Raw genomic sequence first — 21714 nt, forward strand, 5'->3', positions numbered from 1 at the left:
CCTCAAATCATTTGCTATTGCTGCCGTTCTGGAATAAGGCTGAGATGTTGACTTCCGACGCCTTGGCAGAAATCAACCGCAAATTTCTGGCCTTGAGGGCATTCATTCCTTGCACCTTGATGGCATCAAACTGATTTACAGGTGTGTTAAACACCTTCTCCATCCGTCCCTTGAAATAATCACTTGTTGCCTCAGGCACCACGATGTCAATTTTGCGACCCGAGTTGCAGCGCAAGATGTCATTAAAATGCTCATCGGCATTGTTGAACGAATAGCCCACCACCACGATGTGTTTGGCCTCTTCGATCCATTTTGCAGCGGTGGCCCAAAGCTCGATGTACTTGTGCGAGAGAATGGGCTTTAACCTGAGCGGCGGAACCAGCGCTGGAATCACATGGCGCTGCTGCCGCACATCTGCATGCGTCACATCAACATTTGGCTTAATGGTTTCCCGAATAAACTCAGCCGGATCGCAATCCAGAATACCTTCAATCTGCAACAGGTTGCGTGTGTCCATCCGTACATACTCCGCCAACCCGCCGTGGAAATAGATGACATTTTCTTCGCCAAGCTGCTCTTGCAGAAATGCCGTGTAGTTGAGCGTCAAGGCGCGGATGTCATTTGGCAGGCTTCCATAAAAAGGCAGTCCGCTATCCTGATGCCCTTTAAGCACCGTCTTTTGCTTTTCAACCAGAAAAGCCCACAGCGCCCAAGAAATGTACAGGTAGTTTTTGATGTCGGCCGGGCGCTCGTTGTAGAAGCCGAGAAATTTCTCCACCAGCAGGGTTTCGATATTGAGCATATCGGCACCCAGCGCACTGGCAACGGCATGATGCTCACCGCTGAGCCCCATCTTCAACGTGCGTTTGAGCACGGTTTTGAAGGTATCGGACAGTGACAACTTGTGAATATCCAGAATCGAATCACTGTCAATCAGGTCATCTGCATCCTTGGGGAACACCTCCCGAATCAACGCCTCCGTTTCATCATCCAGATAGCTCTATTCTGCAATGCTTGCCAGCTTGTTGAACAAGCAAATGATCAGTTCGCCATGTTTGCGCACATGCGCTTGGTCTTCCGGCAGATCCTTAATGACCTGACTGACTCGCGTGACCATCTCTTTTTGCTCATGGGTGTCGCGCGTGGCGATCTTGCCCACCGCACGGGCGATCATATTGTTGAAATTGAAGCGAAGGCCGGGAAGCATGTCACGTAACGCTTCATCGACAGCTTTACCCGGCCCGTCAAGATAACGGGAAACATCCGCCAGTAAGGTATTGGCTAGCGGAAAATCCAGTCCCGGCGTGCGATCAACCCCTGCCCCAATAATCAATAAATGCTCAGCCATATCATTCCCTTGAATGTATTAAGCGTTATATCAGCCGCGTCCTGCCGGTCAGCAGTTCCTGCATCATGGCTTGCTTGAGGGCGCGGGTCTTGGTGCGGTGGGTTTCGAGGGTGGTGATTTCGGTGTCCATGTCGGTGAGGACGGTGGCGATGGCGATTTGCTCTTCCACAGTAGGCGGTATGCACATCTGGAAATCTAGAAATGTTGGCAGCCGCAATGAATCCACTGTTGCCTTTACTGTATTTTGCATTGCCCAAGCACCGAAATTTGCAGATAGGTAGAGGTGCACAAATCGACCTGACACATCTTGGTTAAATTGCGTAATGGCATATACCCGCTGATGCACATCGAATTTCCCGCTGATGTAGTGAAAAATCTCTCCAATTCGACCTTCACCAGGGACAAGAATAGCTTCGCAGTCGTAGGAATAGCTGCTGATTCGCTCAATATTTTCTGACCGAACAAAAAATGGATAGTCCCCATTTTCAGCCTTGTCCTCGTTATTCTTGCTTCCTGTTTTGATATGCGCTACATCGCCCAGCCGCTTCACCTCCCACTCGCCACTGAACCCCGGCAGGCGGGTTTGGCCGGTGAGGAGTTGTTGCATGGTGGCTTGTTTGATGGCGCGCTTTTTGGCAATCAGGCGATCCAGTCCGTCCAGCAGCGCGTCCATGTCGCTGAGGGTGGTGGCGATGGCACGTTGTTCTTCAAAGCCGGGAAGCGCTATTTCAAATGATCTCAGAATCCCTGCATTTAAAACTCCCATGGTTCCGCCTTGAGCACGGCTTTGGAGTTCTTGCTGAACAGCAGAAGATTCGAAGGTATATCTAAAGTAGCTTGATAGAACGCGACTCCTGTCGAATGAAAACCTAATAAGTCGAGGGTTAATTATCCCTTTAGGGGCATCTTTAGGGATCTCAAGTAATTTTCCAACTGTGCCAACCAGACTCAGAAGTACATCCCCAGGGTTTACGGAGCAACTCTCCAACTGGCGATATTTGTTTGTGGAAATGAAATAATCCCCGAACAAGTAATCCCCTCGAATTACTTGCTCTTGACCATATACCTTGAATCCGGTTGGAACGTATTCCTCTTTTTTTAAAGCAGATCCGAAAGGTCCTGCTTTTACAGAAGGTGTCGCCCCAGCCCCTAGCTCTGACAGCCGGTATACTCCCCAATTCTCCGGAATCACCCCCACTTCTGTCTGCTTGTACCCCGGATTCACTTCCATACCGCCCCCATCCGTTTCAGGTGCGCTTCCACCTTGGCACTGAGGGCAGCCAAATCATTTTCGAGCTTCGGCAGCGGCGTGTCGTAGCGCTCGGCCAGTTCGCGGATGCGCTGGGCGAGAGTTTGCGAGATGCGCTCCAGTTCCTGCTGCACGTCGGCTTGCAAACGCGCCAGCCACTTGTCTTCCACCACCAGCGTTTTGACCTCGGCTTCGCTGAGGGTGAAATAGTGGTCATGGGCTTGCTGGTCGAGTTCCGCTTCCAGCGTTTTCACGGTTTTTTTCAGTGCGGCTTCGCGGGCGCTGAGTTGCTGCCATTGCTTGAGCACGGCGCGTTCGTCGGCGCTGTCGGGGTCATTGCCAAGCTCGGTGAGGCGGTCTTTGACTTGCGCGGCGGTGATCTTGTCAAAGCCGGAGAACGCGCCGTCTTCGCCGCTGTGTTCTTCTTCCAGCTCGGCGATCTGGCTGGTTACGCTCTCCAGTTCGGCCTGTTTAGCCTCCAGTTCGGCCTGCTCGGCGGCGAAGTAGCGGGCGACGATGTATTGCTTGGGCAGCAGGTCACAAATCCAGCCCTTATCTTTGGTCTTGCCCTTCTTGTCGGTTTCCACAATGCGCCGGGGCAGCGCCAGCCAGCCATCGGCGGCGATCAGGTAGGCGTCGTCCTGCATGGTCTCGGTCCAGTAGTCCATCAGGTGCTGGTAGATGTCGTAGGGGTCCAGCAGCGGCGCGGCCTGAAAGGCGGCGAGCAGGGTTTCGGACACCTGTGCGATCAGCGCCTTGGGTTTGTCGCCGGGCTGGATGCCGGTGAGCAGCGGCGTGACGGCCTGCTGCCATTTGCCGAACAGGGTTTCGACCTTGCTGCGGAAGCGCTGGAATTGCGGGTGGGCGAGGATGATGGAGCGTACTTCGGACACGGGTACGGTGAGTTGTGCGTAGCCGGGGCGGGCCCTCACCCCCAGCCCCTCTCCCGGAGGGAGAGGGGAGAAAAGAGCACTGCGCAGGGTGGGCATTTCCTGCCAGTCGGCGGCGAAGGCGTCGATGTCGCGTTCGGGAATGCCGCCGTTGAGGTGGGCGTCGATGTCGTGCAGGTCTTCCGGTTCGCTGCTGTCGATGTAGCGCGGCAGGTTGAGGTTGTAGTCGTTTCGGTCGCTGGCGATTTCATCCAGCGGCACCCTACGGGCATAGCGCGGCACGTCCGCGCCCCGGCGAAAGGTATCGACGATGCGGTGGATGTCCTGCTCGCGCAGGCGGTTCTTGGGGCCGTCCTTGATGAAGCCTTTACTGGCGTCGATCATGAAGATGCCGCTCTTTTTGTCACTGCCTCCGGCAGTGGCGCCGATGGCTCTGGCGTTGGCGTTTTCCTTGTCCAGCACCAGGATGCAGGCGGGGATGCCGGTGCCGTAGAACAGGTTGGCGGGCAGGCCGATGATGCCCTTGAGGATGCCGGAGCGCACCAGTTGCTTGCGGATGACTGCCTCGGCGTTGCCACGGAACAGCACGCCGTGCGGCAGGATGACCGCGCCCTTGCCGGTGGTAGCCTTCATGCTGCGGATGACGTGCAGCAGGTAGGCGTAGTCGCCCTGCTTGGCGGGCGGCGCGCCCCAAGTGAAGCGCTGGAAAGGGTCGTTGGCAGGGTTGAGGCCGGTGGACCATTTCTTGTCGGAGAACGGCGGGTTGGCGACCACGTAGTCGTAGGCGCGCAGTTGTTCGCCATCCTTGAACTTGGGGTTCACCAGCGTGTCGCCGCTGAGGATGGTGGCGCTGGGGAAGTGGTGCAGGATCAGGTTCATCCGCGCCAGACCGGCGGTGGTCACGTCCTTTTCCTGCCCTTCCAGAGTGATCTGCCGGCCCGCCTCGGCGGCCACTTTCAGCAGCAGCGAACCCGACCCACATGTCGGGTCATACGCGGTGGTAGAGCCTTTGGCGTTGGCGTGCGAGATGCCGATGACCTGGGCGATGACGCTGCTGACTTCGGAAGGCGTGTAGAACTGGCCCTTGCTCTTGCCGGAGTCCTGTGCGAAATGGCGCATCAGGTATTCGTAGGCATCGCCGAGCAGGTCGTCGTTGTCGGCGCGGTTGTTGGCGAAGTTCAGCTCGGGCTTTTCGAAGATGGCGATCAGGTTGCCCAGGCGCTCGACCATCGCCGCGCCTTCGCCGAGCTTGTTGGGGTCGTTGAAGTCGGGGAAGTCGCTGCGCGCCAGCTTGGTATTGGCGTCGATCAGCTTCTGGATGACCTGGGTGTTGATCCTGTCACCGATGTCGGCCTTGCCCTTGAGCGCCACCATGTCCTTGAACGACGCGCCGGGCGGGATGACCACGGGTGGGGCGAAGTCGTCGCTGTCACCGTACTTGTCGCTGATGTACTTGATGAACAGCATGAACAGGACATAGTCCTTGTACTGGCTGGCGTCCATGCCACCACGCAGTTCGTCGCATGAGGCCCAGATGGAGCTGTAGAGGTCGGATTTTTTGACCACGCCGTTGCGTGGGGTGGGCGTCGTGGCGGCTGGGGCAGCGGTCGCTTTATCCCGCGATGACGAATCCGCTTTCGCCTTTGTCTTCAGGTAGGGCACAGAGGCTTCGCGTGCCTCCAATGATATCGCCGGTTCTTGATTGGCCGCATAGGCCGTTGTGGACAGGGCGACCGAGCCGCCGCGCCCTCGGCCGGGAACGATCCGGCTTTCCTCAAGCAGTTGCTGCTTGATGCTGTCATAGGTGGCTTCCTGCCATCCCAATGCCTCGCGCAGCCGCTGGTTCCCGGCGGAACCGCCCATGGCTTCGAGCGTACTGATAAAGCGCGCGATCTTCTGTTCGATACTTGTCACTTCAATATCCATCGTTGCTGCCGGCTTGGTTGGATGCCGGCACTCTGTTTTCTGCCGTGTTCAGTATTCTGGCGGTATGGATCCACTTCGCACCACGGCCTTTACCAGTCGATTCGATCAGTCCTTCCGACTTCATCGCCCGCAACACCAGCCGCACCATGTCCCGGCTCACGCCAGGACAGGCTTCCTCGATCTCCGAAATAGAAAACGGTAGGGTGCGCCCCAGCACTTCTGCCCGCACCCGGTCGCCCTTGCTGCCGCGGCCACGCTCGATGGTGCCGACACGCTCCTCGAACTCGCGGTAGGCCCGTAGCAAGGCACCCCAGAAGTAGTCGAGCCAGGGCTTGACGTCATGCTGCCCCTGGTGCCAGCCCTGCGAGCTGGCTTCCAGCGTCTCGTAATAGCCTTCCTTGGTGTCCTCGAAGATGCGTTCCAAGCTGATGTAGCGGCCCACGGCATAGTCGAAGTGGTAGAGCAGCAGCAAGGTCAGCAAGCGGGACATGCGGCCGTTGCCATCTGGGAAGGGGTGAATGCACAGGAAGTCGAGCATCGCCAGCGGCACCAGTACCAACGGGTCGGCCAGGTGCTGGTCCAGCGCGGTGGAGTAGTGGCGGGTCAGATCGGCCATGGCCATCGGCGTCAGGTGCGCAGTGACCGGCTGGAAGCGCAACTGCGACGTGGCGCTCGACGATGTTGTCGGTGGCTTTCCAGCACCCAGGGTGCGACCACGTGAGCCACGGCCTGGAAAGGGGCATTGATGGCCTAGATTACCCCTTTTAATCATTGGCTTGCCCTATTTCCAGCCTTCAGTTGCTTTTCACATGGGCAAGCCGCCGCTTGATCACGTCAGACGTTGAAGCGGAAGTGCATTACATCCCCATCCTTGACGACATACTCCTTGCCTTCCAGGCGCCACTTACCTGCTTCCTTGGCGCCGGCTTCGCCTTTGTACTGGATGAAGTCGTCGTAGGCGACTACTTCGGCGCGGATGAAGCCCTTCTCGAAGTCGGTGTGGATGGCGGCGGCGGCCTGGGGGGCGGTGGCGCCGACCTTGACGGTCCAGGCGCGGACTTCCTTGACGCCGGCGGTGAAATAGGTCTGCAGGTTGAGGAGCTGGTAGCCAGCGCGGATCACGCGGTTGAGGCCGGGCTCTTCGAGGCCGAGGGATTCGAGGAACATGTCCTTTTCCTCGCCATCGTCCAGTTCGGCGATTTCCGCTTCGATCTTGTTGCAGACGGGGACTACTACTGCGCCTTCCGCGGCAGCAATGGCTTTTACCTTGTCCAGGTGCGGGTTGTCATCGAAACCGTCTTCTGCAACGTTGGCGATGTACATGACCGGTTTGCTGGTGAGCAGGTGAAAGCCCTTGATCAGGCGTTGCTCTTCGTCACTCATGCCGTTGGGCAAGGTCCGCGCCGGTTTGCCTTCGCTGAAATGCGTCTGCAGTTTTTCCAGGAGCGCCTTCTGGGCGATGGCTTCCTTGTCGCCGCCCTTGGCGGTGCGGACGACCTTCTGCAACTGCTTCTGGACGCTTTCCAGGTCGGCGAAGATCAGCTCCAGGTCGATTATTTCGATATCGCGTTTTGGATCGACGCTATTGGCGACGTGAATGACATTTTCATCTTCGAAACAGCGCACGACATGGGCTATAGCATCTGTTTCACGGATATTCGCCAGGAATTTGTTACCCAGGCCTTCGCCTTTGGATGCACCTTCCACCAGGCCGGCAATATCGACGAACTCCATCGTCGTGGCGATGACTCGCTCCGGGTGGACGATAGTGGCCAGGGCTTCGAGGCGTGGGTCGGGCATCGGGACGACGCCACTATTGGGTTCGATGGTACAGAAAGGAAAGTTTTCTGCCCCAATACCGGCTTTGGTCAGTGCATTGAAGAGAGTTGACTTGCCAACATTGGGCAGGCCGACGATGCCGCAATTGAATCCCATGGTGGTGTGCCTCGGAATATGTTCAAGCTTTCTGGCTGTGCAACTGTTGCATCGCGCGGGTCCAATTCCCGTCGAGGATGTCCGGTAGCACGCCGAAAGCAGAGTCGATGCTAGTGTCAAGCAGTTCCCGCTCAGTCTGCGGCGCACGGCCCAGTACATAGCCAGTGACCTGGCTGCTGTGTCCTGGATGGCCGATGCCGAGGCGCAGGCGGTGGAAGCTGTTCTGGTTGCCGAGCTGGGCGATAATATCGCGCAACCCGTTGTGTCCGCCGTGTCCGCCGCCTTTCTTGAGTCTGGCAACGCCCGGGAGGAGATCAAGCTCATCATGAGCCACCAGGATGGCTTCTGGCGAGATACGGTAGAAGCTGGCCATGGCCGCTACGGCCTGTCCACTGCGATTCATGAAGGTGGTAGGGATCAGCAAGCGAATATCGCGCCCCTGATGGGAAAATTTTCCAACCAGGCCGAAGAACTTGCGTTCGCTACTGAGGCTGGCACCATGGGTCGCTGCCAGGCGTTCGACGAAAAAGGCCCCTGCGTTGTGCCGGGTCTGGTCATATTCCGGTCCTGGGTTTCCCAGGCCAACGATCAGCTGGACGACAGTCATCGCAAGAGCCTTTCAAGCGTTCCGAGGGTTATTCGGTACCGTCGGTTTTTTCCACGCGTGAAGCGTGGATGTTGGCCACGGCCAGGTCGTTGCCATGGGCCAGGGCTACCAGTTCGACACCCGCTGGCAGTTTCAGGTCGGACAAGTGCAGGATCTGGCCGAGTTCGAGTGAGGCCAGGTCGACTTCGATGAATTCCGGCAGGTCTTTCGGCAAGCAGGCGATTTCCACTTCAGAAACGGTATGGGATATCTCGCCACCTTGCTGTTTCACCCCAATGGCCGTTTCCTGGTTGAGGAAGTGCAACGGGATGTGGGCAGTCAGCTTGTGATCAGCAACGGTACGCAGGAAATCGACATGCAGGACAAAGCCCTTGGCTGGGTGGCGCTGCAGGGCTTTGATCAGCACTGATTCGGAAGCGGAGCCAATTTTCAGTGAGATGACATGGCTGAACGCAGCTTCGTTTTCCAGCAGCTTGGCCACTTCTCTGCTCAGCAGGCTGATGGATTGTGGAGCCTTGTCGCCACCGTAGATCACGGCAGGAACCATGCTGGCGTTACGACGAAGGCGGCGGCTCGCACCTTTCCCCAGGTCGGAACGCACTTCGGCATTCAGGGTAAAATCGGTCATTTATTTCTCCAAGACAACAATACGCCCGAAACACGTGCGACCGGCGTTCGGGCGATTCATAAACCCGCCGTAGGCGGGGCTTTGATCCGTATACCCTGTCCTAGCGGAACATGGCACTGATCGATTCTTCGTTGCTGATGCGGCGAACCGCTTCAGCCACAACCGGGGCGATATCCAGTTGGCGGATTCGTCCGCAGCTCTGGGCTGCATGGCTCAGCGGCACGGTATTGGTCACGACCAGCTCATCCAGTACGGAGCCATCGAGGTTCTCGATGGCCCGTCCCGACAGAACCGGGTGTGTACAGTAGGCATAGACCTTGGCTGCGCCGTGATCCTTCAGGGCCTTGGCCGCGTGGCAGAGTGTTCCTGCCGTATCGACCATGTCATCCACAAGGACGCAGGTGCGGCCTTCGACATCGCCGATGATGTGCATGACTTCCGACTGGTTCGCCTTGGGGCGGCGCTTATCGATGATTGCGAGATCTACCGATAGGGATTTGGCTACAGCGCGCGCGCGGACTACACCGCCGATATCCGGGGATACGATCATCAGGTTTTCGAATCGCTGGGCCTGGACGTCATCGACCAACACTGGCGATCCGTAGATGTTGTCCACCGGGATATCGAAGAAGCCCTGAATCTGGTCAGCGTGTAGGTCGACGGTCAGGACGCGATCGATACCGACTGCATCGAGCATGTCGGCAACCACTTTGGCGCTGATTGGGACTCGGGCGGAACGGGGACGGCGATCCTGGCGTGCATAACCGAAGTAGGGCATGACGGCCGTGATACGCGAGGCGGAAGAGCGGCGGAAGGCGTCGGCCATCACTACCAGCTCCATCAGGTTGTCGTTTGTCGGGGCGCATGTCGGTTGAATCAGGAAGACATCCTTGCCACGAACGTTTTCGTTGATTTCGACACTGACTTCGCCGTCGGAAAACTTGCCAACCGATACATCACCGAGAGGAATATGTAGTTGACGTACGACACGCCGGGCCAGATCGGGGTTTGCGTTCCCCGTGAAGACCATCATCTTGGACACGCGCAGTACCTGCCGACTGGGTTGATCTGAAATTAAAAAGCTGCTCAAAAAGGCTACCTGTAGGGCTTGTTTTTGAACAGCTTCGAGATATGGCAGGGGCGGCTGGATTCGAACCAACGCATGGCAGGATCAAAACCTGCTGCCTTACCGCTTGGCGACGCCCCTGTATCGTATGGATACTTACGTATCCGGGTTTCAGGTCGGGTTTTGCAACCTTCGGTGCAACATGGATACGTTGCTACCTCTGGCTACGAACCCTTGCAGGCTTCCGGGGAGCTGGAGCGCGACTTTATCAGCCTCTGCTCTGCTGGGGAAGGCCCCAAATATGCAGCTACCCGTTCCGGTCAATCTGGCTGAAGTAAAATTACCTAGCCATATCAAGGCGTTGTCAATTTCTGGATAACGCCTTGCAACTACCGGCTGACAGTCATTCCGACAGCCCTGCTCGAGAACGGTGCGCACTGTAATGGCCGGGGTGTCCCGTGTCAACTCCGGATCTGAGAAAATTTCTCTGGTACTTACTGAAACGGGTGGAATTACAACGAGATACCACGGTTCTTCAAGGGTCACGGGAGTCAGGTGCTCGCCAACACCTTCGGCAAAGGCGGCCTGGCCATGGATGAAAATCGGAACATCGGCTCCCAGCGACAAGCCTAGGCTGGCTAGCGTTTTCTGATCGAGATTCAGTTGCCAGAGGTGGTTCAGGCCCAATAGCGTCGTGGCGGCATCCGAGCTGCCGCCGCCGATGCCTCCGCCCATGGGTAGGCGCTTGGTCAGTTGAATAGTCACACCAAATTTGCAGTTGCTGCGACTTTGTAGCAGGCGTGCAGCTTTCACAATGAGGTTGTCGTCATGCGTAACGCCGCTCAGATCCGTTTGCAGGCAGATCTGACCGTCTTCCCGGGTGGTGAGGGTCAGTTCGTCGCCGTAATCGAGAAATTGGAATAATGTCTGCAGCTCATGGTAACCATCGGGGCGGCGACCGAGGATGTGCAGCATGAGATTGAGCTTGGCTGGTGCTGGCAGGGATAGTGTGTTCATGGATGGCCCAGCTGGCGAGGTTGCCACTCCTTGATGACCAGGGTGAGCTGCAGGTCATCACCCTGTAGTTTGATGCGTTCGGGAAGAAAGTAGCCGTCGTGCTCGGCATAAGAGAGATATTCCACGTGCCAGCCGTCCTGCTCCAGATGCGCGAGGCGGCTGTCCGGGTTCAGAGAGAGCTGGCTGCGCGAATCCGGAGCGGGCAGGCCGCGTATCCACCAGAACAGATTGGATACCGGCAGGCGCCATCCTAGCTGTTCTTCCAGCAGCGCTTCCGGCGATTTGGCTTCGAAGCGGCCTTTTTCAGCTACTTCCAGAATTACTCGGTCTGGATGGCCAGTCAGGCGGGTTGCACCCCGGCCAAGCGGGCCGGAAAGCCGGAGATCGAAATACTTTTGGCGTTGCAGCCAGAATAATGTGCCGCTGCCAGAATCCTGTGGGGCCTTGATGCCGATTTTACCGGTGATCTGCCAGCCATCGATCGTACTGATATGCGTTTTGTGGGTGTTCCAGGCCGCAGTGTCACCTGGCCCTTCAACCGATTCACTTTTGAAGAGGCCCGCGCATCCGCTTAGAAGCAAGGTCAATAATGGCAGAAGGAAAATGTTGCGTAGGGGGAACATCGGTCAGGGGTTCTCCGAGCCGGTCAGGCGGCGCAGGGTTTCTTGAAGAATCTCGCTGTCGGGCTCTTGGTCAATGGCCTGCGCCCAGATTTGCCGAGCTTCGCTTTGCTTGCCTTGAGCCCATAATACTTCGCCGAGGTGGGCTGCTATCTCGGCGTCGGGAAAGCGCTCGAAGGCCTTGCGCAGCCAGCTCTCGGCTTCCTTGAGGTTGCCTTGGCGGTAATGGACCCAGCCGAGGCTGTCGAGGATGGCCGGGTCGTCCTGGTTGATCTGGTAGGCTTGTTCGATCAGCTTCCGGGCTTCGGCCAGGCGGGGAGTGCGGTCAGCCAGCGTATAACCCAGGGCATTGAGCGCCATGGCGTTGTCAGGTTCGCGCTTGAGGATGAAGCGCAGGTCGCTTTCCAGCAGCGCAAGGTTGTTGCGTTGCTCGGCAAGCATGGCGCGGGTGTAGAGAAGGTTGAGGTCTTCGGGGAATTGCTTGAGTGCTTTCTGGATCAGTTGCCAGGCTGGTTCGTCCCGCTTCTGTTCGGATAGCGCTTCGATTTCCAGCAGGTACAGCTGAACGGCATAGTCGGGCTGGCTCTGGCGGGCCTTGTCAAGGATTGCCGAGGCTTCTGCGTCACGGTCGATGGCAAGCAGCAGGCGTGTTTGCAGCGACTTCGCCGGCAGGTATTCGCTGCCGGGACCTACCTGGTCGTAGGCTTGCAATGCCTTGGTGTTGTCGCCCAGGGCTTGCTGGGCACGGCCAAGATTGAAATAGGCAGGGTTTAGATGACTGCCGCGTTCGATCAGGTCCTCGAGGTAGACCACGGCTTCTTTCCAGGCCTGGGCTTCCATGCAGATCAAGGCGAGCGAAAAGCGCAAGTCGTCGTCGCTCGGATTCTGTTGCAGAAGTGCCGAGAATTCACCTATCGCTTCCTGCAGCCGATTGTTTTCGATCAGTTGGCGGGCGTAGGCGAGGTGCAGGCGCTTGTCGTCGGGATGCTGCTGGAGGCTATCTTTCAGCATGGGGAGAGCCTGTTCACCACGGCCCAGTTCCTGTAGCAGTCGCGCCTGTAGCAGGATGGAAGGAATCGGCCGCTCGCCCTTGGTGTGCTGCTCCAGCAAGGCCAGTGCTTCTTCCTTGCGTTCGTCCTGCTGCAGCAATACCGCTTTGCCGAACACCAGCTGCGGATTGTCCGGGTATTTGCGTAGCAGGCTGTCGAAGCTCTGCAGCAGGCCGGCACGGGTTGCCGGATCGGTGCGTGCGGCAGACAGAGCGAGAAAATCGAAATGCGTATCGCCTTGGTGGCGCAGCACTTCTTCCATGAGTTTCAGCGATTCATCGTAGCGCCCGGCACGTGCCAGCTGGATGGCTGCCGCCCGCTGGGCATCGAGGTTTTCCGGTGCGTTGGCAGCCCAGATCAGCGCTGTATCCAGGGCCGCCTGCTCTGCACCCAGGTACTCGGCAATTCTGAACGCACGTTCGGCAATGGCCGGATCTTGTGTGGCGTTGGCCTGCTGTACATAGTTGCCCAGGGCGATATCGAAGCGATTGCGTTGCCCGGCAAGCTCGGCTACCAGCAAGGCATAAAGGCTGTCCTGATCGAATGAACTGTACTGGATCGGCTTGCTTTGCCTGGGGGCGGCAGTTTCCTCCGGTGCTGGAATATTTTCGATAGCAGGAGGAGTGGTCTGGCAACCACCGATCAACAACAAGGCGGTCAGGGCGAAAAATCTTTTCATGGCAAGGCGATGCATGGCTGATATGCGGTTTCGGCATGATGACACAAGCTATCGGGCAAGCCCATGGCTGGCTGCGCCGGGTGCCAACAAAGACCTTGTCCTGCGACAATCATCCAGAGCGGTTGTTCTCTCTCCAGCGAAATAGGACAATCAACAGCTCTGTTTTCCCTTCAGCGATTTTGCATGGCTTTTATTGCGCTGGGCATCAACCATAAGACTGCTTCGGTGGACGTCCGTGAGCGCGTAGCTTTTACGCCCGAGCAGATGGTCGAAGCGTTGCGTCAAGTCTGCAGAATAACGCCGACGCGCGAGGCCGCGATCCTTTCCACCTGCAACCGTAGCGAGCTGTATCTTGAACAGGATCGGCTCGAGGCCGATGCGGTACTGGCCTGGCTTGCCAATTACCACCACCTGAACCTGCAGGATCTCAAGTCGTCGACCTATGTGTATGTGAACGATGCTGCCGTGCGGCATATGATGCGAGTGGCTTCCGGTCTGGATTCGCTGGTGCTCGGCGAGCCGCAGATCCTCGGGCAGATGAAGTCGGCCTATTCCATGGCGCGCGAGGCGGGCAGCATCGGTCCGCTGTTGGGACGGTTGTTCCAGGCGACTTTCAGCACGGCCAAGACAGTGCGTACCGATACCTCGATCGGAGAGAATCCGGTATCCGTGGCTTTTGCCGCAGTCACCCTGGCGCGGCAAATCTTCAGCAACCTGAAGCAGAGCCAGGCACTGTTGATCGGAGCCGGTGAGACTATCGCACTGGTCGCTCGCCATCTGCATGAGCAGGGCGTCAAACGGATCATCGTTGCCAATCGCACGCTGGAGCGGGCCAGCGTGCTGGCCGAGCAGTTCGGCGCCCAGGCAATCCTGCTGGCGGATATTTCCCAGGAGCTGGCCAACAGCGATATCGTCATCGCCTCGACGGCCAGTCAGCTGCCGATCCTCGGCAAGGGTGCCGTCGAGCAGGCGCTCAAGCAACGCAAGCACAAGCCAATGTTCATGGTCGATATCGCCGTTCCGCGGGATATCGAGCCGCAGGTCGGCGAGTTGGCCGATGTCTATCTGTATACCGTCGACGATCTGCATGAAGTCGTCGCGGAGAATCTCAAGACTCGTCAAGGAGCGGCACAAGTGGCTGAGGAACTGGTAGCTGCCGGTGCCGACGAGTTCATGCAACGACTGCGTGAGTTGGCTGCGGTGGATGTGCTCAAGGCTTATCGCCAACAAGCGGAGCGCCTGCGCGACGAAGAGTTGCAAAAAGCCAGACGCCTGCTTGCCAATGGTGCTGATCCGTTCGAGGTTGCAGCCTCGCTGGCGCGGGGCTTGACCAATAAATTGCTGCATGCACCGAGCGTGCAATTAAAAAAATTCTCCGCCGATGGCCATGTCGAGGCACTGGCGGTGGCCCAGGAGTTGTTTGCCCTTTCCGAGGGTGAGTCGAAACAATGAAAGCTTCCTTATTGAACAAATTGGAGCTCCTTCAGGATCGTTACGAGGAACTCACGGCATTGCTGGGCGATGCCGAGACCATCAGTGACCAGGCCCGTTTTCGCAGCTACTCGAAGGAATATGCCGAAGTCGAGCCGGTAATCCTCGCCTATCGCGAATTCCGCACGGTGCAGGAAGACCTGACCGCGGCCCAGGCCCTGTTGAAGGACAGCGATCCTGATCTGCGCGAAATGGCCGCGGAGGAGGTGACCGAATCCAGGTCGCGCCTGGTCGAGCTGGAGGATCGGTTGCAACGCATGCTGTTGCCGAAGGACCCCAACGATGGGCGTAACGTCTACCTGGAGATTCGTGCCGGTACCGGGGGCGACGAAGCGGCCATCTTTGCTGGCGATCTGTTCCGCATGTACTCCCGTTACGCTGAAAAGCAAGGCTGGCGGGTCGAGATTCTTTCGGAAAGCCTGGGCGAGCATGGCGGCTATAAGGAAGTCATTTCCCGAGTCGAAGGCGATAACGTCTACGCCCGGCTGAAGTTCGAATCCGGCGCCCACCGTGTGCAGCGCGTACCGGAAACCGAATCCCAGGGACGCATCCATACGTCGGCCTGCACCGTGGCGGTATTGCCCGAGCCAGACGAGCAGGCTGCCGTGGAAATCAATTCTGCCGAGCTGCGTGTCGATACCTTCCGGGCTTCGGGAGCGGGTGGCCAGCACATCAACAAGACCGATTCGGCCATTCGTATCACGCACTTGCCTACTGGCATCGTCGTCGAATGCCAGGATGAGCGCTCGCAGCACAAGAATCGCGCCAAGGCCATGTCCTGGCTGACTGCCAAACTGCAGGACATGCAGGACTCTGCGGCACATAAGGAAATATCGGACACACGCCGGCTGCTGGTCGGCTCGGGAGATCGCTCCGAGCGCATTCGCACCTACAACTTTCCCCAGGGGCGCGTCACCGATCATCGGATCAATCTGACGCTGTATGCTCTGGATGAAGTCATCGGTGGTGGCGTCGATGCGGTGATCGAGCCGCTGCGTAGCGAATACCAGGCCGATCAGTTGGCGGCATTGGGCGATTGACCTGCGAACGGTAAGACTGACTGCAACCATGGCGACCATCGAATCCCTGTTGAACACTGCCGAACTGCCCGATTCGCCCAGTCCTCGCCTGGATGCCGAATGGTTGCTGGCTGCGGCGCTGGGCAAATCCGGCAGCTATTTGCGAACCTGGCCTGAACGGGAAGTGGCGGATGCGATCGCCGAGCGTTTCGCCGCAAGCCTGGCGCGGCGGCGCAAGGGTGAACCGGTGGCCTATATCCTCGGACGGCAGGGGTTCTGGAGTCTTGAACTGGACGTTTCGCCCGATACGCTGATTCCCCGGCCGGATACCGAGTTGCTGGTGGAAACTGCTTTGACGTTGCTGCCTGAGACTGCTCTGGATGCGCTTGATCTGGGTACTGGCACCGGGGCGATTGCCCTGGCTCTGGCCTTGGAGCGGCCGGCCTGGCGGTTGACTGGGGTTGACCGTGTCGAGCAGGCCGTCGCTCTGGCCGAAGGCAACTGCAAGAGGCTGGGCCTGGGCAATGTCGACTTTTTACCAAGCCACTGGTTTTCCGCGCTGCGGGCGCGGCGATTTTCGCTGATTGTGGCCAACCCACCTTACATTGCCGAAAACGATCCACATTTGTCACAGGGCGATGTCCGTTTCGAGCCCAGCTCGGCGCTGATCGCCGGACCCGACGGGCTGGACGATCTGCGCACTATCATTGCGCGAGCACCGGACCACCTGGCGGCTGGCGGCTGGTTACTGCTGGAGCACGGTCACGACCAGGCACAAGCTGTTCGCGAGCTGCTGGCCGCAGGTGGTTTTGTGGCGGTGGAAAGCCGCCGCGACCTGGCCGGACATGCGCGGATAAGCCTGGGGTGCCGGGTTTAATGACGATCTTCGGTACATTTTTTTAGCGGAAAACAAGCCCATGCTCGACGATCAGGAACTGATGCGCTACAGCCGGCAGATTCTTTTGCCGCAAATCGATGTGGAAGGGCAGTTGCGCTTGAAACAAAGCCGGGTGCTGGTCGTCGGGCTCGGTGGGTTGGGTTCACCGGTGTCGATGTACCTGGCTACTGCCGGAGTTGGAGAGTTGCATCTGGCCGATTTCGACCATGTGGCATTGAGCAACCTGCAGCGGCAAATCCTGCACGATACCCAGGGCCTCGGCCAGAGCAAGGTGGATTCAGCACTTTCCCGGCTGGCCGGGCTCAATCCACTGGTACGACTCGTTCCCCATCGCACAGCACTGGATGCCGATTCGTTGGCGGCAGCGGTCGAAGCGGTCGACCTGGTACTTGACTGCAGCGACAATTTCATGACCCGCGAAGCCGTCAACTCCGCCTGCGTCACCCTTAAAAAACCGTTGGTCAGTGGCGCTGCGATCCGGCTGGAGGGGCAGCTTGCGGTCTTCGATTCACGGCGGCAAGACAGCCCCTGCTATCACTGTCTGTACGGCGAAGGCAGTGAGAGCGAACTGACTTGCAGTGAGGCCGGGGTGGTCGGTCCGCTGGTCGGGCTGATCGGCAGCTTGCAAGCGCTTGAAGCACTCAAGCTATTGGCCGGTTTCGGCGAGCCGTTGACCGGACGATTGTTGCTGGTTGACGGGGCGACCAGTCGCTTTCGGGAACTGCGAGTCAAGCGAGATCCGCAATGCGCCGTATGCGCAAGCATGCATGAATAAGTCTTCCCCTATCGGGGTTTTCGACTCGGGCGTCGGTGGGCTTTCGGTATTGCGTGAAATCCGTACTCGCCTGCCCGGCGAGTCATTGCTGTATCTGGCGGATAGTGGTTATGTGCCCTATGGTGAAAAAAGCGCCGAGTTCATTCGCGAGCGTTGCCGCAAGATCGCGGATTTCCTGCTGAAACAAGGTGCCAAGGCGCTTGTGGTGGCTTGCAATACCGCTACCGCAGCAGCCGTCGCCGATTTGCGCGAGTTATATCCTGAGCTACCGGTCGTGGGCATGGAACCGGCAGTCAAGCCGGCGGCAGCGGTTACCCGGACGGGAGTCGTTGGTGTGTTGGCTACTACGGGGACCTTGAAAAGCGCCAGGTTTGCCGCCTTGCTCGATCGTTTCGCCAGTAATGTACGAGTGATCACAAAACCCTGTCCGGGCCTGGTCGAGCTGATTGAGGTCGGTCAGTTGGATGGTCCCGACATTCACCGAATGCTGAGCGATTTCACCGCGCCATTGCTGGCCGAAGGTTGCGATACCCTGATTCTGGGCTGTACCCACTATCCTTTTATCAAACCTGTATTGGTCCGGCTGCTGCCGCCGGATATCACGATCATCGATACTGGCGCAGCCGTTGCGCGCCGTTTACAGAATTTGCTCGAACTATGTGATATGCGAAGCGATAGCCAGATCGCCGCACACGTACAATTCTGGTCCAGTGGCGATACAGGAAAAATGCTATCGGTCTTGCCATTATTGTGGGGTGAACCGCCTGGACCGGTGCGCTATTTTGGTTGAACACTGAATAACTGAATGCGTTAATGCGTTGCCAGGACCGCCTTGCCTTGAGTCGAGGAGCCCATATGCTCCACCGGTTGCTTGGCACTATTTTCCTAATATACGAAGCGATAAGGAGCGGGGATGAAAAAAAGACTTCTTCCATTGGCTGGCTTTGCCGCCCTCAGTTTTGGGCAAGTCGAGTTGGCGAATGCGCTGGATGTTACTGCTGCTGCGGGTATCAGCGGTCAAGGGAATGCCACTTTCCGGATCGGCACGCAGTGGAACTGGGACAAGAAATGGCTGCAGAGCAACACTGGCCATGTGACCGGCTATTGGGATGCCGCTTATACGTGGTGGGATGGTGGCAGCACGGAGGACAACCATAGTCTTTCCTTCTCTCCGGTATTCGTCTACGAGTTCGATGGTTTCAGCAGCGTCAAGCCGTTCATCGAGGCGGGTATCGGCGTGGCCTTCTTCACCCAGACCGAGATCGATCATCAGCGGTTTGGTACTTCTTTCAATTTCGAAGATCGTATCGGTGCGGGCCTGCGCTTCAAGAATGGTCATGAAGTGGGAGTACGAGCCATCCACTATTCCAACGCCGGGATCAAAGAACCCAACGATGGCGTGGAAAGCTACAGCATGTTCTATCGGGCGCACTTCTGACCGGAGCTGAACATCGCAGGCCGTTCGAGCCTTACCTGAAGTACAGGAATCTTCGCGTGAGCCTGGTCGATTCCGATTGCGATGTGGCGGGACGGTGAGTTTACCGAGACTGGTTGCCAGTTTGGCGCTATCGCCCGCCCCATATGCTGCAAAATTGTCCAGTAGGTAATATCAGTGCATTGGGTAAACCGTCTGGTTTCCTGTTGTCGCTGCCAGAATTCCCTCTGTTTTCTCTTGATACTGTCGAATCAGGTTTCTTTCTGCTTCGTGCCGAATATTTTATCGCCGGCATCGCCAAGGCCGGGCAGGATATAGCCGTTTTCGTTCAGGCGCTGATCGATGGATGCGGTATAGATCCGTACATCCGGATGCGTCTTTTCCAGGGCGGCAATGCCTTCTGGAGCCGCTACCAGTACCAGGGCACGGATTTCCTTGCAGCCGGCTTTCTTTAGCATGTCGATCGTGGCGATCAGCGAGCCACCGGTCGCCAGCATTGGGTCGATGATCAGTGCCAGGCGCTGGTCGATCTGAGAAACGAGTTTTTCCAGATAGGTATGCGCTGCCAGTGTTTCTTCGTTGCGGGCAATGCCCACGGCACTGACTTTCGCTCCTGGAATCAGGCTCAGCACGCCATCGAGCATCCCGATACCTGCCCGCAGAATCGGTACGACAGTGATCTTTTTGCCGGAGATCTTTTCCACGGCCACCTCGCCGCACCAGCCTTGGATGCTGCAGTGTTCGAGCGGCAGGTCCTGCGTTGCTTCGTAGGTGAGAATGGCTCCGATTTCCTGAGCCAATTCGCGGAAGTGCTTGGTGCTGATATCGGCACGGCGCATCAGGCCGAGTTTATGACGGACCAGTGGATGGCGGATTTCGCGAATGGGCATGAAAAATGACTCCGATGGCAGGGGCTCGGCCATAAGAGTAATAGATGGGCCTTCAGCCCCGCGAATATCTTGTTACAGGAGTTGCCAGCAGGGGCTTGGGCTCGTTATTTTCGACCCTTTTCCTGGCAGGCACTGTTAGCTTGCCATTTCGTTACGCAATCCTGGAGAGGCCTCATGTCCGTCGATCTCGAACACATTTGCCAAGTCAAGGCCGAAGCCGATTGTCTCTACAACGAGGCTCAGGTCGACGCTGCCATTGAAGCTATCGCCCAAAAGATCAATGCCGAACTGGCAAACCGCAATCCAGTAGTGTTCTGTGTCATGAACGGCGGACTGGTCTTTGCCGGCAGGCTACTGCCCAAGCTGGACTTTCCGCTGGAGTTGTCCTATTTGCACGCAACGCGCTATCGCAACGAGACCAGTGGCGGAGACCTGTTCTGGAAGGCCAAGCCGGAGCTGTCCTTCATCGATCGCGATGTCCTGATCATCGACGATATCCTCGATGAAGGGCATACCCTGCACGCAATTCTGGAGTTCTGTCGCCATGCGGGTGCCGCTGCAGTGCATACCGCCGTGCTGATTGAAAAAGAACACCAACGCAAGGCGAGCCCTGATCTCAAGGCCGATTATGTCGGGCTGAGTTGCATCGACCGCTACATCTTCGGTTATGGCATGGACTACAAGGGCTATTGGCGGAATGCTCCAGGCATCTATGCCGTCAAAGGGCTGTAGCACCAGATAAACAGGGGGAGGGCACAGGCAGGCTTGGTGCCCTCGGTGTTGAAACGAATGGATCAGCGTTCCAGTGTCTGTAGCTTTTGTCGCACGGCGGCTTCGATGCCTGCGGCATCCAGGCCGCACTCGGCCAGCATTTCGGCCGGTCGGGCGTGCTCCACGTAACGGTCCGGCAGACCCAGCTGCAGCAGCGGGACGGCGAGGTTGTCCCGGGCCAGCAGTTCGCCGACCGCGCTGCCCGCGCCGCCCATGAGGCTGTTTTCCTCGAGGGTCACCAGCAACTGATGGTCGGCGGCCAGTTCGCGCACCAGGGCTTCGTCCAGCGGCTTGACGAAGCGCATATCCGCGACCGTGGCATCCAGGGTTTCGGCCACGATCAGGGCTTCGCGCAGCTGCACGCCAAAGACCAGGAAGGCCACGTTGCGGCCCCGGCGGCGAATCACGCCCTTGCCGATTTCCACCGGTTCCAGGCCGGGGTCGAGCGGGACGTTCGGCCCGCTGCCGCGCGGGTAGCGTACCGCCGCCGGGCCGTTGAACCGGTAACCGGTGGTCAGCAGGCGGCGCAGCTCGTTCTCATCGCTGGGGGTCATCAGCAGCAGGCCGGGAATGCAGCGCAGGTAAGTAATATCGAAGCTGCCAGCGTGGGTCGGACCATCCTCGCCGACCAGTCCGGCACGGTCGATGGCGAACAGCACGTCGAGATTCTGTACCGCGACGTCATGGATGAGCTGGTCGTAGGCGCGCTGCAGGAAAGTCGAATAGATGGCCACGACCGGCTTGAGCCCTTCGCAGGCCATGCCGGCGGCCAGGGTCACGGCATGCTGTTCGGCGATGGCGACATCGAAATAGCGATTCGGGAATTTCTGGCTGAACGCCACGAGATCCGAGCCTTCCTTCATGGCTGGGGTGATCCCGACCAACCGCGGATCGGCACTGGCCATGTCGCACAGCCACTGGCCGAAGATGTTCGAGTAGCGGGGGCGTGCCGGCTGCCGGGGCTTGGGCGGCGCGTCGACGGACTCCAGCTTGGTAATGGCGTGGTAGCCGATGGGGTCGGCCTCGGCCGGTGCGAACCCCTTGCCTTTCTTGGTCACCACATGCAGCAGCTGCAGGCCGGGAAGGTCGTGCATGTTGCGCAGGGTAGCGATCAGGGTCGGCAGGTCGTGGCCGTCTATCGGGCCGATGTAGTTCCAGCCCAGCTCCTCGAACAGCGTGCCGGGCACCAGCATGCCTTTGGCGTATTCCTCGGTGCGACAGGCGATTTCCCAGGCACCCGGCAGGCGCGAGAGGATCTTCTTGCTGCCTTCGCGCATGCTGGCATAGGTGCGGCTGGAGAGGATCTTGGCCAGGTAGTTGGACATGCCGCCCACGTTGTGGGAGATGGACATGTCGTTATCGTTGAGGATGACCAGCATGTCGGCCTTGACGTCCGGGGCATGGTTGAGGGCCTCGAAGGC

20 protein-coding genes, 1 tRNA gene and 1 pseudogene are annotated in these 21714 nt (G+C 58.2%); 7 read left to right on the plus strand and 15 right to left on the minus strand.

The window, feature by feature from the left end:
* Positions 1-7 precede the first annotated feature (7 nt).
* The 13 genes and pseudogenes from FHR87_RS05225 to FHR87_RS05285 form a co-directional block, all read right to left on the minus strand.
* Positions 8-961, minus strand: a complete 954-nt coding sequence (locus FHR87_RS05225) for a hypothetical protein (protein ID WP_183165655.1) — start codon at positions 959-961, stop codon at positions 8-10.
* Positions 962-1000: 39 nt separating this feature from the next.
* Positions 1001-1348 (minus strand): hypothetical protein, encoded by a 348-nt coding sequence (locus FHR87_RS05230; RefSeq protein WP_183165656.1) that lies wholly within the window; start codon positions 1346-1348, stop codon positions 1001-1003.
* Positions 1349-1373: 25 nt separating this feature from the next.
* A complete protein-coding gene (locus FHR87_RS05235) occupies positions 1374-2579 on the minus strand; it encodes a restriction endonuclease subunit S (RefSeq protein ID WP_183165657.1) in 1206 nt (401 codons plus the stop codon).
* Positions 2570-5413, minus strand: coding sequence for a type I restriction-modification system subunit M (locus FHR87_RS05240; RefSeq protein ID WP_246335784.1), 2844 nt, complete (start codon positions 5411-5413; stop codon positions 2570-2572). Before FHR87_RS05240 ends, FHR87_RS05235 begins: the two co-directional genes overlap by 10 nt.
* Positions 5403-6111: pseudogene (locus tag FHR87_RS05245) on the minus strand (Fic family protein); the annotation flags it as partial. The pseudogene FHR87_RS05245 and the gene FHR87_RS05240, both read right to left, overlap by 11 nt.
* A 136-nt stretch (positions 6112-6247) precedes the next feature.
* The gene (ychF, locus tag FHR87_RS05250; RefSeq protein WP_183165658.1) at positions 6248-7348 is read right to left on the minus strand and encodes a redox-regulated ATPase YchF; all 1101 of its coding nucleotides are present in this window, start codon (positions 7346-7348) and stop codon (positions 6248-6250) included.
* A gap of 22 nt (positions 7349-7370) precedes the next feature.
* Complete coding sequence (pth, locus tag FHR87_RS05255) at positions 7371-7955, minus strand: aminoacyl-tRNA hydrolase (protein ID WP_183165659.1); 585 nt, start codon at positions 7953-7955, stop codon at positions 7371-7373.
* A 28-nt stretch (positions 7956-7983) separates the two neighbouring features.
* Positions 7984-8583, minus strand: coding sequence for a 50S ribosomal protein L25/general stress protein Ctc (locus tag FHR87_RS05260; protein WP_183165660.1), 600 nt, complete (start codon positions 8581-8583; stop codon positions 7984-7986).
* 100 nt (positions 8584-8683) lie between these two features.
* Entirely contained in the window at positions 8684-9625 is a 942-nt protein-coding gene (locus tag FHR87_RS05265; protein ID WP_183165661.1) for a ribose-phosphate diphosphokinase, read from the minus strand.
* A gap of 90 nt (positions 9626-9715) precedes the next feature.
* Positions 9716-9790 (minus strand) — tRNA-Gln (locus FHR87_RS05270).
* 30 nt (positions 9791-9820) lie between these two features.
* Positions 9821-10666, minus strand: coding sequence for a 4-(cytidine 5'-diphospho)-2-C-methyl-D-erythritol kinase (gene ispE / locus FHR87_RS05275; RefSeq protein WP_183165662.1), 846 nt, complete (start codon positions 10664-10666; stop codon positions 9821-9823).
* A complete protein-coding gene (gene lolB, locus FHR87_RS05280) occupies positions 10663-11289 on the minus strand; it encodes a lipoprotein insertase outer membrane protein LolB (RefSeq protein ID WP_183165663.1) in 627 nt (208 codons plus the stop codon). Before lolB ends, ispE begins: the two co-directional genes overlap by 4 nt.
* Positions 11290-11292: 3 nt before the next feature.
* The gene (locus FHR87_RS05285; protein WP_183165664.1) at positions 11293-13014 is read right to left on the minus strand and encodes a tetratricopeptide repeat protein; all 1722 of its coding nucleotides are present in this window, start codon (positions 13012-13014) and stop codon (positions 11293-11295) included.
* A gap of 183 nt (positions 13015-13197) precedes the next feature.
* On the opposite strand from FHR87_RS05285, the gene hemA reads away from it, so the two are divergent.
* The 6 genes from hemA (at position 13198) to FHR87_RS05315 (ending at position 18635) form a co-directional block, all read left to right on the plus strand.
* Positions 13198-14466, plus strand: coding sequence for a glutamyl-tRNA reductase (gene hemA / locus FHR87_RS05290; RefSeq protein ID WP_183165665.1), 1269 nt, complete (start codon positions 13198-13200; stop codon positions 14464-14466).
* The gene (prfA, locus tag FHR87_RS05295) at positions 14463-15545 is read left to right on the plus strand and encodes a peptide chain release factor 1 (protein ID WP_183165666.1); all 1083 of its coding nucleotides are present in this window, start codon (positions 14463-14465) and stop codon (positions 15543-15545) included. The genes hemA and prfA overlap by 4 nt, the downstream gene beginning before the upstream one ends.
* Positions 15546-15573: 28 nt before the next feature.
* Positions 15574-16401 (plus strand): peptide chain release factor N(5)-glutamine methyltransferase, encoded by an 828-nt coding sequence (gene prmC / locus FHR87_RS05300; RefSeq protein ID WP_183165667.1) that lies wholly within the window; start codon positions 15574-15576, stop codon positions 16399-16401.
* 40 nt (positions 16402-16441) lie between these two features.
* A complete protein-coding gene (locus FHR87_RS05305; RefSeq protein WP_183165668.1) occupies positions 16442-17197 on the plus strand; it encodes a molybdopterin-synthase adenylyltransferase MoeB in 756 nt (251 codons plus the stop codon).
* Positions 17190-17987: a glutamate racemase gene (gene murI, locus FHR87_RS05310; protein WP_183165669.1), complete on the plus strand. Its 798-nt coding sequence runs from the start codon at positions 17190-17192 to the stop codon at positions 17985-17987. Before FHR87_RS05305 ends, murI begins: the two co-directional genes overlap by 8 nt.
* Before the next feature lie 123 nt (positions 17988-18110).
* Positions 18111-18635 carry an acyloxyacyl hydrolase gene (locus tag FHR87_RS05315; protein WP_183165670.1) on the plus strand — a complete coding sequence of 175 codons (525 nt, stop codon included), beginning with the start codon at positions 18111-18113 and terminating at the stop codon, positions 18633-18635.
* A gap of 248 nt (positions 18636-18883) precedes the next feature.
* Here FHR87_RS05315 and upp read toward each other — a convergent pair whose 3' ends face one another.
* Positions 18884-19522 (minus strand): uracil phosphoribosyltransferase, encoded by a 639-nt coding sequence (gene upp / locus FHR87_RS05320; RefSeq protein WP_183165671.1) that lies wholly within the window; start codon positions 19520-19522, stop codon positions 18884-18886.
* Between the two features lie 174 nt (positions 19523-19696).
* On the opposite strand from upp, the gene FHR87_RS05325 reads away from it, so the two are divergent.
* Positions 19697-20254 carry a hypoxanthine-guanine phosphoribosyltransferase gene (locus FHR87_RS05325; protein ID WP_183165672.1) on the plus strand — a complete coding sequence of 186 codons (558 nt, stop codon included), beginning with the start codon at positions 19697-19699 and terminating at the stop codon, positions 20252-20254.
* A gap of 62 nt (positions 20255-20316) precedes the next feature.
* On the opposite strand, the gene dxs is transcribed toward FHR87_RS05325, so the two are convergent.
* Positions 20317-21714 (minus strand): 1-deoxy-D-xylulose-5-phosphate synthase (gene dxs / locus FHR87_RS05330; protein ID WP_183165673.1); only part of this gene is annotated, 1398 nt, incomplete at its 5' end.

The sequence above is a fragment of the Azomonas macrocytogenes genome, assembly GCF_014191985.1.
Lineage (GTDB): Bacteria > Pseudomonadota > Gammaproteobacteria > Pseudomonadales > Pseudomonadaceae > Azomonas > Azomonas macrocytogenes.

What these genes read in the sequence shown, in the direction of transcription:
- upp (WP_183165671.1), bottom strand. Translation starts at nt 19,522, where the DNA reads ATGCCCATTCGCGAAATCCGCCATCCACTGGTCCGTCATAAACTCGGC.
- lolB (WP_183165663.1), bottom strand. Translation starts at nt 11,289, where the DNA reads ATGTTCCCCCTACGCAACATTTTCCTTCTGCCATTATTGACCTTGCTT.
- FHR87_RS05325 (WP_183165672.1), top strand. Translation starts at nt 19,697, where the DNA reads ATGTCCGTCGATCTCGAACACATTTGCCAAGTCAAGGCCGAAGCCGAT.
- FHR87_RS05315 (WP_183165670.1), top strand. Translation starts at nt 18,111, where the DNA reads ATGAAAAAAAGACTTCTTCCATTGGCTGGCTTTGCCGCCCTCAGTTTT.
- prmC (WP_183165667.1), top strand. Translation starts at nt 15,574, where the DNA reads ATGGCGACCATCGAATCCCTGTTGAACACTGCCGAACTGCCCGATTCG.
- ychF (WP_183165658.1), bottom strand. Translation starts at nt 7,348, where the DNA reads ATGGGATTCAATTGCGGCATCGTCGGCCTGCCCAATGTTGGCAAGTCA.
- FHR87_RS05260 (WP_183165660.1), bottom strand. Translation starts at nt 8,583, where the DNA reads ATGACCGATTTTACCCTGAATGCCGAAGTGCGTTCCGACCTGGGGAAA.
- FHR87_RS05240 (WP_246335784.1), bottom strand. Translation starts at nt 5,413, where the DNA reads ATGGATATTGAAGTGACAAGTATCGAACAGAAGATCGCGCGCTTTATC.
- FHR87_RS05305 (WP_183165668.1), top strand. Translation starts at nt 16,442, where the DNA reads ATGCTCGACGATCAGGAACTGATGCGCTACAGCCGGCAGATTCTTTTG.
- FHR87_RS05235 (WP_183165657.1), bottom strand. Translation starts at nt 2,579, where the DNA reads ATGGAAGTGAATCCGGGGTACAAGCAGACAGAAGTGGGGGTGATTCCG.
- FHR87_RS05230 (WP_183165656.1), bottom strand. Translation starts at nt 1,348, where the DNA reads ATGGCTGAGCATTTATTGATTATTGGGGCAGGGGTTGATCGCACGCCG.
- FHR87_RS05285 (WP_183165664.1), bottom strand. Translation starts at nt 13,014, where the DNA reads ATGAAAAGATTTTTCGCCCTGACCGCCTTGTTGTTGATCGGTGGTTGC.
- prfA (WP_183165666.1), top strand. Translation starts at nt 14,463, where the DNA reads ATGAAAGCTTCCTTATTGAACAAATTGGAGCTCCTTCAGGATCGTTAC.
- pth (WP_183165659.1), bottom strand. Translation starts at nt 7,955, where the DNA reads ATGACTGTCGTCCAGCTGATCGTTGGCCTGGGAAACCCAGGACCGGAA.
- murI (WP_183165669.1), top strand. Translation starts at nt 17,190, where the DNA reads ATGAATAAGTCTTCCCCTATCGGGGTTTTCGACTCGGGCGTCGGTGGG.
- ispE (WP_183165662.1), bottom strand. Translation starts at nt 10,666, where the DNA reads ATGAACACACTATCCCTGCCAGCACCAGCCAAGCTCAATCTCATGCTG.
- hemA (WP_183165665.1), top strand. Translation starts at nt 13,198, where the DNA reads ATGGCTTTTATTGCGCTGGGCATCAACCATAAGACTGCTTCGGTGGAC.